Here is a 9,918-nt window from a genome sequence, read left to right as displayed (position 1 = left end):
AATGACTGGCATGATTAAACAAGCGCCCTTCCAGGAAAGGGGCCCAGCCACGCCCGCGTGATGGAAGCCAAAGGGAACGAAGGCCAGGAAAAAGCCAGAGAGCGTGACGCTCAGCAGAGAAATGAAAAAGAAGCGGTCCCTTTCGTGTAACCCGGCGCCACGTGAGAAGGCGACAACCACACCCGAAAATCCGGCGAGCCCGATCGACAGTTCCGCGAGGGTCAGCAGTTCGTCTGATGCGTCCAAGAAGACTATCGCTGTCTAACGGATCGGCGATAAGTGGCGTTGAATAGCGCCGCCGAGGTCGCCGAGCCTGAAAAGGTTGATGCCAGGACGGTACTGCGGGTAGTTGAATCGCGCTATTCAGCGGCGGAGCGCTTTGGGGCTCGCATCGCGAGGTGCCGCCACATGACGAAGAGAAAGAGAAGGGCCGCGCACAAGAGATGCAACAGTAGGCCCAACTCATAGAGCAGCGCCGCATGTCCTGGATAGATGTCGAAGACGAGCAGGAGCGGAAATACCGGCGTCAAGGATCCGCTGACAAATGCGGACATGCCAAAGAACTGGCTGGCTCGGTCATGGTCCCCCTCTCCCCAGGAGAGCAGAAGCATCCAAATGTTGCGAGCCGAGATTGTTGCGGCAACGAGTACCCACACCCCGGCTATGATTCTGACGCCCTCGTGGCTGCCTCCGAGGCGCAGACCCAGGAGCGAAAACGCCAGCGCGACGATCCCGTGGAGCACGACCCCGAATATCGACTCCGAGTCGTGCATGGTGCGCTGTATTGCTCCCGCAACTGCGGCGAATCCTGCTAACGCAACTGCGGTTTCCGCGATCGTCTCAAGCGCTACGAATTCCAACTAACCTCCGCCGCCCAACTAGTTACTAACCAACCAACAGTCTAGTCGCGTTATCCCGCAATGTCGCGCCAACCCGTCATGTTATCCAGCGCATGTACTGGCTTGGAACCGCACTGTTACACGTCCGACTTCATTGTCTTGTTGGGGGGGGTCGCGATGATCTGACTACGAGACCAGGCGCTTGTGATGCACTTCGAGCTTGAAGCCCCACAGCCGTTCATTCGGAGTAAGAGGCTCGTGGGCATTCGAATTCCTGCCGATTTCGAATACAACGCCAGCTCTTCGGAGGTGGGCCGGTCGCCTCGGTTCGGCGAATGACGAAGACATTCATATCGACAAAACCTCGCGGACAAAGGGGCTGCCCAGTGAGCCAATGCTCGACAGGCTCTGTGGTGTCATAGATCGTAGAGCTAGATGGGTAGATCAGGCCGGATGGAGTCTCGACGGGAGTGCAGGCGTCAGATGGGTTCGCAAGCTTAATGTGTCCTGGGCCGGGAGGGACGAATGCCGCCACCGCGATACCAGTGATCAATGTGACCCCTAATGCGAGCCGCCTCACCATCGCGATCGCATCACCGAGCTGAGCGAGACGCTGGCCACCCATCGCCAACTCTCTCCGGAACTGAGCGAGGAGGATCGCCGACGACTGCGCGCACTCGGCTACCTTGATTGATCGCGGGTCTACGCTGGCGAAACCTTCACCACTATCCCATTGGCCACGCTGGTACTAGAGGGAACATCCATGCTGAACTCATCCAGCAGCTGATTTACGTTGGCCCCGGGCTGCTTCGAATTGGCGACGCTCAACCTGGTATCAGATTCCCGATGTCCGAACCCATGCGGCAAACTCACCACCCCGGGCATCATCTCATCGCTGACTTTCACGGGTGCCGTAACGCTTCCGGCACGCGCCGTAATCTTGGCGGTGCCCCCATCGCTGATGCCCAACCGCTCGGCGTCCTTTGAATTCACCAACAAGGTGCAGCGCTCGGGCCCCTTGGCAAGGTTGGAAAGATTGTGGAGCCAGGAATTCATGTTGCGCAGCTGACGTCGGCCGACCAGCACCAGGCGATCCGGGTCTCGGCGTTCGGCCAGACCTCGCTGTAGTCGCTCGATGTCTTTCTCGAAAATTTCATGCACGAGTTTCAGTCGGCCGTGGTCCTTGCGGATGATCTCCGGCAGACGCTGGGTGAGCGGACCGAGATCGATCGCGTGATCGACAGCGCGGACCTTCGCGAGGTTCAAGCCCGAGGCTGCGTCGTCGAACGCGTCGCCGTAGGGACCCGAGCGAATCATCAAGTCGAGCATGCGTTCAATTCCCGACTGGCTGCCAAGCTTGGCTCGGGCATCGTCGATTGAAACATTGGCGCACGGGGTGTTGGGAATGCCGACAAAGGTGGCGAGCATGCCCTCGAACAACATCATATCGAGCACCGATCCCTCGGTCCCATTGGTGCGCGCTGCAACTTCGAGCAGAACTTCGCCGAGGTCGGGCAAGCCCGCTTCCGCCTCGAAGATTTTGGGCGAGTAACGTGCGAAGTTTCGAATCGCGGTACCGGCAAATAGGAAATCGTAATTTGCATGTTCCAGCTGCACGGTCGTGGGCAAGATCAGATCCGCGTGGCGAGTGGTTTCATTTAGATAGATATCGATCGATACCATGAAGTCGAGTTCGCCCATGGCCGCAGCGAGACGTTCACCGTTGGGTGATGAGAGCACTGGATTGCCGCACACCGTGATCAGGGCCCGAGCGCGCTCTTCACCTGCCGCAGCTTCCTCGAGTTCTTCGGCAAAGACCGCGACCGGGAGCTGGCCTTCGTATTCGGGAAGTCCCCGCACGCGAGAATGCCAGCGGCCCATGTGCAATTCCGAACCGTCCCACAAGTAGTGCTCGGCCTGACCGGTCGCCGGTCGCGGAAACATCGATCCGCCTTCGCGGTCTAGATTCCCGGTCAGCACGTTCACAACGTCAACAAGCCAACTGGCGAGGGTTCCGAACTCCTGGGTGCACGTGCCGATACGCCCATAACAGACGGCGCGCTCTGCCCCGGCAAAGTCACGGGCGATGCGGCGAATCGTATTTGCCGACACACCCGTCGCTGTGGCGACATCCTCGGGCGAAAAGGGTTGCGACAATTCGCGCACGCGTTCTACACCGTCGGTAAAATCGCCGAGGCGACCGAGATCCGTGAGTTCTTCCGCAAACAGCACGTTGACCAGGGCGAACAAGAACAATGCGTCGCTGCCCGGGATGATGAAGTGATGTTCGTCAGCGAACTCCGCCGTCTCGGTACGGCGTGGATCCATCACCACGAAGCGCCCACCCCGGGCTTGAAGATCAGCGATCTCCTGTTTCACGTTGGGTGCCGACATCAGGCTGCCCTGGGAAACAAGTTGGTTCCCTCCGAGAGAAAGCATGTACTGGGTGCGTTGAATGTCGGGAATGGAGATCGCCCACATATCCCCATAGAGGATGCTGCTGGTGAGATTCTTGGGCTGTTGGTCCATGGTGGCGGCAGAAAACAGCCGCTCACTGTCCATCGCCTGGATGTACATCGGCACCGCCAACATGCCCGACACGCAGTGCCCGATGGGGTTGCCAATGTAGGTGGCGATCGAATCCTTGCCGTGGGCTTGCTTGATTGCCGCCAGGCGCTCACCGGCGTATCGGTATGCTTCTTCCCAGGAAATTGCTTCCCAACCCGCTGGCGTTTTGCGCAAAGGGCGGGTCAGGCGCTCTGGATCCTCATAGATACCCTTGGCCGCGGTGGCCTTGGGACAGACGTATCCGCGGCTGCGCGGGTCGTCGTCGTCGCCGCGAATGCTGAGAATCTTCTTCGCTGCCCGATCGACCTCCAGGGTCAAGCCACAGCTGGCTTCGCAGATGGGACAGGATCGGTATACGGTTTCGGAACCGTTCTGGGTGGTCGCCAAGTTGACGGGCTCCTCTCGCAAGAATCGCTGGGGTACCCAGCGATTCTATCACGTGAAGGCCGACGATCTAGGCGGCGAACCTTTCGCTACATCCTCGCGGGAAGCGGCTCGAGGATCTTCTGCACGGCTTCCTTGATGACGTCCTCACGGTCATTGGATTTCGACAGTCGCCTGGAGCCCCAGCCGGCCCACAGCGCGTCCTTCGTCTTGCGATCGAAGAACTCGATCGTCATGGTTCCCTTGGTGTACTTCTGCACGTTTACGTGCGAACTCGTGTACCAGCCCCCGTAGCGGTAGCCTCCGCGGTAGTACGTCGATCGACCGGGCGTTTCGGTCACTCGTATTTTCTCTTCCGTGTGGACGCCGTAGCGCACGATCAGATCGGCCCGTGATCTGTCGCTCGGAACGTAGCCCTTGGCCTGCAGCTGGCCGTCTACTTCGCGGCGGATCCGCTGGTCGTCCAGGCCGCTCACGTAGGGCCCCTGTTGCGCGCCCGACTCCTGCGGGCCGGCGTCGTCAATCCACGCATAGGTCTTGTACGCCGACATGTCGACATCGGGATCACTGTCGAACGCAGTCTTGATGGGCGACGTGCAGGCGAGAGCCAGGCTCGTGCCGACGAGCGCCAGGCAGAGGCGAGTTGATGCGTTGTGGGGGATCGACATGTGAGGGTCCTCGCAAGTGAATCGTGCCAGCGTAGCATGCCAACGTCGAGCGCTCGCCGGCTCGCGAATGTCGCTTCGCCATCGCCACGAGGGTCACGATGATGTTCCTTTCGTGGCGATGGCCCCGCAAGCCCCGACTCAGTAGTACGCTGCGGGCAGCTTTCGCGGTGGCACCGTGTTGTCGTCGGAGACCGTGAAGATCACTCGGTCGAGTTTCTTATTGAACTGGAAGATCCCGTCGTAGAGCTTCGAGACCTGGGTTCCCGTATCGCGGCCTACGTCGAAGGTTTCTGCCAGCGAGTAGGTGCTGATATGCATCTGCGACCGCTCGACCTGCGTCACGCACTTCGTCCGCGACACGGTCGGCCCAGCGCGTGGAATCGTTCGGGTCGTCAGAAGGGTTCTTAGTGTCGTCGGGCATTGCCGCTCCTCCCGCTTGAACTTGGGAGCTTAGTGCCGGGCAATGCAGAGTCCCAGCATGAAGAATTGGTAGGGTCCGATGCTGGTTCCATCCGAGGGGCTTTCATTCATCGTGATCTCCTGCCGAGTTGGATTGTTTGGCTCAACTCCAGGTCTGTCTATTACATGGTCCCGAAAACGGAACGGTTCATTTGATTCGAGGGGGGGCACGACCCGACTGCGTTCGACTCCGCCCAGCCAGCTCGATCCCGCCCCGCTTCACCAAGCCAACCAACCTCTTCACCCTTCTATACAAAGGCCCATCTGGGTCGAATTCCCTACTAAATTACCGTATAATAACCCCTCTAGGAAAATTCGGGGGGTGGAGCTGTGGGCGGTCCGGGATCAACTCGCTGGCGCGGGCACACCAAGCGTGGCCTGGTCGAGGCCACTCCTCGAATCTATCTCTCCGAGCTTGCCCGTGGCGGGGCATTCCGGGATGAGGACACTGTTTGCACCTGTGAGTGGACCATCGGCACTGGGCAGGCTCTGGCCAGCGCGATCCTCCTCATCACGGCACCACGGGACGACCGGACCCGGGATCTCAAGATCGTAATCACCCGCCCGGACGAATCTCCGTATCTCACCGAGATTCATCTCGACCCCGTGCGAACTCGGTACGGCGGCCACTGGTGGATTGCTCGATGTCCGGTCTCCGGGTGCTCCAGACGGGCTGTGAAGCTCTATTTGGACCTTCCTGGCGAACGCATCGGGTGTCGGTTCTGTCTCGGCCTGACGCATCGAAGCACACAGCAGCAAGACAAACGGCGCGACCACGCTCGAAGAGACCTTCACGGCTTCCTCCGGAGCCGTGCTCACCTGACCTCTCTCCGAAGCCAGGTCGTCACCGCGTGGATTGAAATTGAGACGACTCGCCGCCTCGGAGAACGAACACCGGGACGAGGCTGGGGGCGCTCAGAGACTCTGAGGGACCTGGCGTAGCCCCCCGCAGAACCAGATTTTTATTGAGTGCAATTCGATCACCATTCGGCACCATCTCTGGTGCTGATGTCCTTTGATCGAACCCCACATCTTGATCACTCCAGCGGAGCTTTCCCCCGTCTGGGTTCGTGTCACTTGGCTTCGGTCGATGGACATCAGCAGCGAACCTGGGCGGGGAGACCGGAGTGACGGCTCGACGCAGAAGAGGACCCGGTAAGGAGCGGTATCGATCCCTGCCTTATACGGACCCTGAGGGATCCCGAGAATCTGCTCGATGGTCGTTTTTTGTGGCGATCAAGCGGATGGCACCCGAAGTCTTAGACTGCCTCGCTGAGCGCGTCTGGCCAGAGTACAAGCTCCTTTGGAAGACAAGGCCCGCGACAAAAACTGGAAAGAAGCAGCCACGCACTACGAAACCATCGGCGTCCAGACCGCCGATGGGCGCATCTGATAAGCACGTTGCGGAAACGCTCTCGTCCCCCGAATTTATCGACTGGTACATGGCCGAGGTGAATCTATCGAACCCAGCACTCGACGGTCTTGTAATCGCGATTGACGACTGGGCAGAATACTACTCAGTATCATTTGACTGGGTAAAGGTAGTAGCTCTTAGGACACTCCGTGGGTGGGAAACTAGTCCAAGCCTTGCCGAACGATGTGACTGGCTTTTAGGCGGTCGATCTGCCAGTTATCCACTCGATCTTGAGCATGTTGATTTCACGTTCCGCTTTAATTGGGCATGGAGCCCCATCGGCAACTCTCGGAGCGACGCAGAACGGGAAGTAACGGAAGCTTTTGTTTTCGCCCTAGATAAGCACATGCAACGTATCGAAAACGACTTTCGCAATGCCGGTTGGGAGCCGGTTCAGCAACAAAAATCCGAGCACTTCGATTGGCTGGTCCGGAGACTTATCCTCAATCAGGATTGGGACGTGATCAGTAAGCATGACCCCGAGAAACGAAAGCAACCGACGCTCCGCGAAGGAGCAAACAAGGCCGCCGAGCGCATCGGGATCGATCCCAATCTCCTGAAAGCGACCCCGAATCCCTAGAACCGTATTTTCCAGGCGACACCAACTTTTCGATTTCCGGACATCGCCCCTCAAAATTTCGGATAGATAAAATTAACGGACGCGACTCAATCTGGATCCGCGGGCGCGGATGCGAACTCTCTCGCGTCCGCCCCGATATCTCACCGACCTTTGCTTGTGCCAGTACGGCAGCGGTGGTTGAATTTAAAGGTCCCTCAAGACCACTAATTCAATACCCAACAGGAGAAATACTATGGGCAAGAAATCAAAAGACCTGCAGACAATCTGCAATGACCGAAACATTTCACGTGATGACCTCGCCAACGACGCAGATTTCGGCGAAAACATGAGACCCATCACTTCTGCTTTGGGCCGATACGTTCGGCCAAGCACGGAAGTTCAACAGAAGATTGCAGAAGCCCTCGATCTTGACGTCGACCAGATCGATTGGGATCCAATCCCCGTGCACGAGATCTCCGAGAAATTCACGGAAATCCCAATCGTTTCCGAGGAGGATTGGGGTCGTTTCAATGGGGGGGAGAAGGTAGTCCACGGCGGACTCAAGGCTGAGACCGACACAGATTACATTTATTTCAAGTGTCCGGAGTGTGGTTGCCGATTCCATCCCAGGCTTTGTGGCTCACGCTACGAACTGCGCAGATCATCTCCAGGTCCTCTCCCCTATCACATTCTCGCCTTCAACTTTGCTTGCCAAGAATGCGGCTTTGTTAGCGGGTTTAAAATGTTCATAGACCAGGATCAATAAATATGTCTGGATCTATTTTGTCTACCAAGTCAGTCCTCGAAACTGCACAAGATCTTTCGAGATCTGGGATCGTCCCAATTCCCGTCCGCCCAAAAAGCAAGATCCCTTGCGAGTCCGGGTGGACCGAACCTAAGCACGGCACCTCCGATCTCGCTGCTCGTTTCGGGGGGCCAAACCTAAACATCGGAGTCCTTCTTGGCAAGCCAAGCGGCAACCTCGTCGATATCGACCTCGATTGCCCCGAGGCAATCGAACTTGCGAAGTCAATTCTGCCTGACACGGGTTGGACGCATGGTCGCCAAAGCGCCCGCTCGTCTCACTACTGCTACTTCGCGCAGGGCTGTAAAACCAGAAAGTTCGTAGACCCTATTGATGGCACCATGCTTCTCGAAATCCGGTCCGACGGTTGCCAAACCGTTGTGCCACCGAGTCGTCATGAATCCGGTGAACTGGTTGAGCACGAAGGCGAGGGGGTTGCAACAGAAGTCCGGTCGGAACTGCTGCAAGATGACGTATCGAAGCTTGCGGCTGCGACGATCTTTGTTCGCCACTACCCAGCCAACGGGGACCGCCACAACGCAATTATGGCGTTCTCCGGAATGCTCCTCAAAGGTGGCTTGCCCCAGGACGAAGTTGGATGGTTCGTCACGGTCATCGCGAAAGCAGCTGGCGACGAGGAATGGGAGCAGAGGAAGACCGATGTTGCGACTACCGCAGAGCGACTTGCTCAGCGTCAGCCTGTTACTGGAGCGCCCAAGCTTGCGAAGATCATTGACGAACGGGTCGTCCGCAGTGTCGCGAAGTTTCTTGGAATCGAGTGGGGGGGGGGCACGTCTCCCTCGTTCGAGAGCGCGATCCCGCAATCTGACTCTCAGAAGAGATTCGATTTCTTCCAAATCGACGATATCCAACTCGATCTGTCAAACAGCTACCTCATCAAGGGTCATATCGAGCAAGAATCGATGGTGCTCATTTACGGCCCGTCAGGCTGCTCCAAAACATTTATCGCTCTCGATATGGGTCTGCACATTGCGGCTGGACGAGATTGGCAGGGACATCGCGTAAAACAGGGCATGGTCGTTTACGTAGCCGCAGAGGGATCTCGCGGTTTCGCAAAGCGAATCGAAGCTTGCAAGAAAACATGGCTCGGTCGAACAGAAAACATTCCGTTTTATATCCTTCCCACGACGGTGGACCTTCTCGACCCGAACGCCGACACAGGCCCGTTGATCGAGGCCATCAGGAAACTGGAGGACGCCGGTGTGCACACATGCGTGGCGATTTTCATCGACACGCTTAGCCGCTCGATGGCAGGGGGCGACGAGAACTCAAGCGTAGATATGCCTCTGTTCGTCAAAAACTGTGATCGCATCAAGTCCGAACTCGGGTGCACAGTCATTCCGATTCACCACACCGGAAAGAATGCGAAGCGGGGAGCCAGAGGTCATTCGTCCCTGAGGGCAGCCATAGATACAGAGCTAGAAGTCAGCGTCGCGAAGAATCGACCTGGCTTCTGGATTAACGCCACGAAGCAGCGCGACATGGATCTTATGCCCGGTATCTCGTATCAGCTCGTCCCAGTGCAGCTCGGAGTCGATGACGACGGTGATCCCGTGTCGTCATGCGTTGTCGAGTTTGCCGGGGATCTAGAGGCCACGGACGAAGTCCAGAAACAGAGCCCAGCGGAAGAGCACTTCCTGGGTGTTCTGAATTCGTTGGATTCGGAGCCACTTCTTACCTTGGTGATCGAAGCCTCAGACCTAGAAATGAAGCCTAACCAGACTGGATTTTGTCGGAAGCGGGTACGCGAAGCTTCACTGCAGGCTCAGGCTGATGATGGAAGGAATGACCCGAAGTTGAACGGTCAGTATTTCCGACGTGGGCTTAAGGGCTTGGAAGAACAGGGGATTGTCGAATCCGACAAGCAATGGATCTGGTTCCCAGCCACCGACGACCTGGGGACAGAATGAAGTCAATGAAGCCTATGAAGCAATCCAATGAAGCTTCTGAAGCCCCCGCATCTCGTCAGGCTTCATTGGCTTCACCACCCTTTAGGGGTGAAGCCTATGACGCCGGTGCGACGCTCGGAGGAGAGAAGAAGGTCGGTTCTATCGAGCTTATTCCGCGGCCCGCTCGGAGATCACCTAATCCACATGTCTGGACTTCTGGGGAAGAGAAATGACCCGTCTAATCCTGCGGAGGCGAGAGAACTAACCCCATGCCCGACCGCCCCATCATACTCGCCGAGCGTCTGGCCTTGA

At 57.6% G+C, this 9,918-nt stretch carries 8 protein-coding genes; 2 read left to right on the top strand and 6 right to left on the bottom strand.

Annotation, left to right across the window (positions count from 1 at the left end):
* The 6 genes from IH881_18900 to IH881_18875 all read right to left on the bottom strand — a co-directional run.
* Positions 1–246 (bottom strand): hypothetical protein (locus IH881_18900; GenBank protein MCH7869770.1); only part of this gene is annotated, 246 nt, incomplete at its 3' end.
* A 113-nt stretch (positions 247–359) separates the two neighbouring features.
* Entirely contained in the window at positions 360–773 is a 414-nt protein-coding gene (locus IH881_18895) for a hypothetical protein (protein ID MCH7869769.1), read from the bottom strand.
* A gap of 768 nt (positions 774–1,541) precedes the next feature.
* Complete coding sequence (locus tag IH881_18890) at positions 1,542–3,794, bottom strand: molybdopterin-dependent oxidoreductase (GenBank protein MCH7869768.1); 2,253 nt, start codon at positions 3,792–3,794, stop codon at positions 1,542–1,544.
* Between the two features lie 86 nt (positions 3,795–3,880).
* Positions 3,881–4,459, bottom strand: coding sequence for a DUF4136 domain-containing protein (locus IH881_18885; GenBank protein MCH7869767.1), 579 nt, complete (start codon positions 4,457–4,459; stop codon positions 3,881–3,883).
* A 138-nt stretch (positions 4,460–4,597) separates the two neighbouring features.
* The gene (locus IH881_18880; protein ID MCH7869766.1) at positions 4,598–4,777 is read right to left on the bottom strand and encodes a hypothetical protein; all 180 of its coding nucleotides are present in this window, start codon (positions 4,775–4,777) and stop codon (positions 4,598–4,600) included.
* 486 nt (positions 4,778–5,263) lie between these two features.
* Positions 5,264–5,737: a hypothetical protein gene (locus IH881_18875; protein MCH7869765.1), complete on the bottom strand. Its 474-nt coding sequence runs from the start codon at positions 5,735–5,737 to the stop codon at positions 5,264–5,266.
* Positions 5,738–6,297: 560 nt separating this feature from the next.
* Between IH881_18875 and IH881_18870 the strand changes: the two genes are divergently transcribed.
* Both IH881_18870 and IH881_18865 read left to right on the top strand, forming a co-directional pair.
* On the top strand, positions 6,298–6,912 hold the full coding sequence (locus IH881_18870) for a hypothetical protein (GenBank protein MCH7869764.1): 615 nt from the start codon (positions 6,298–6,300) through the stop codon (positions 6,910–6,912).
* Positions 6,913–7,674: 762 nt separating this feature from the next.
* Complete coding sequence (locus IH881_18865) at positions 7,675–9,627, top strand: AAA family ATPase (GenBank protein MCH7869763.1); 1,953 nt, start codon at positions 7,675–7,677, stop codon at positions 9,625–9,627.
* Positions 9,628–9,918 lie beyond the last annotated feature (291 nt).

It is taken from the genome of Myxococcales bacterium (assembly GCA_022563535.1).
In the GTDB taxonomy this organism is placed as follows: Bacteria; Myxococcota_A; UBA9160; order UBA9160; family UBA4427; genus DUBZ01.
This window is presented reverse-complemented; position numbering and strand designations above follow the sequence as displayed.

Bases quoted from the DNA above. Each gene is read 5' to 3' on its own strand.
- IH881_18885 (MCH7869767.1), bottom strand. From the start codon at position 4,459: ATGTCGATCCCCCACAACGCATCAACTCGCCTCTGCCTGGCGCTCGTC.
- IH881_18870 (MCH7869764.1), top strand. From the start codon at position 6,298: ATGGGCGCATCTGATAAGCACGTTGCGGAAACGCTCTCGTCCCCCGAA.
- IH881_18880 (MCH7869766.1), bottom strand. From the start codon at position 4,777: ATGCATATCAGCACCTACTCGCTGGCAGAAACCTTCGACGTAGGCCGC.
- IH881_18895 (MCH7869769.1), bottom strand. From the start codon at position 773: ATGCACGACTCGGAGTCGATATTCGGGGTCGTGCTCCACGGGATCGTC.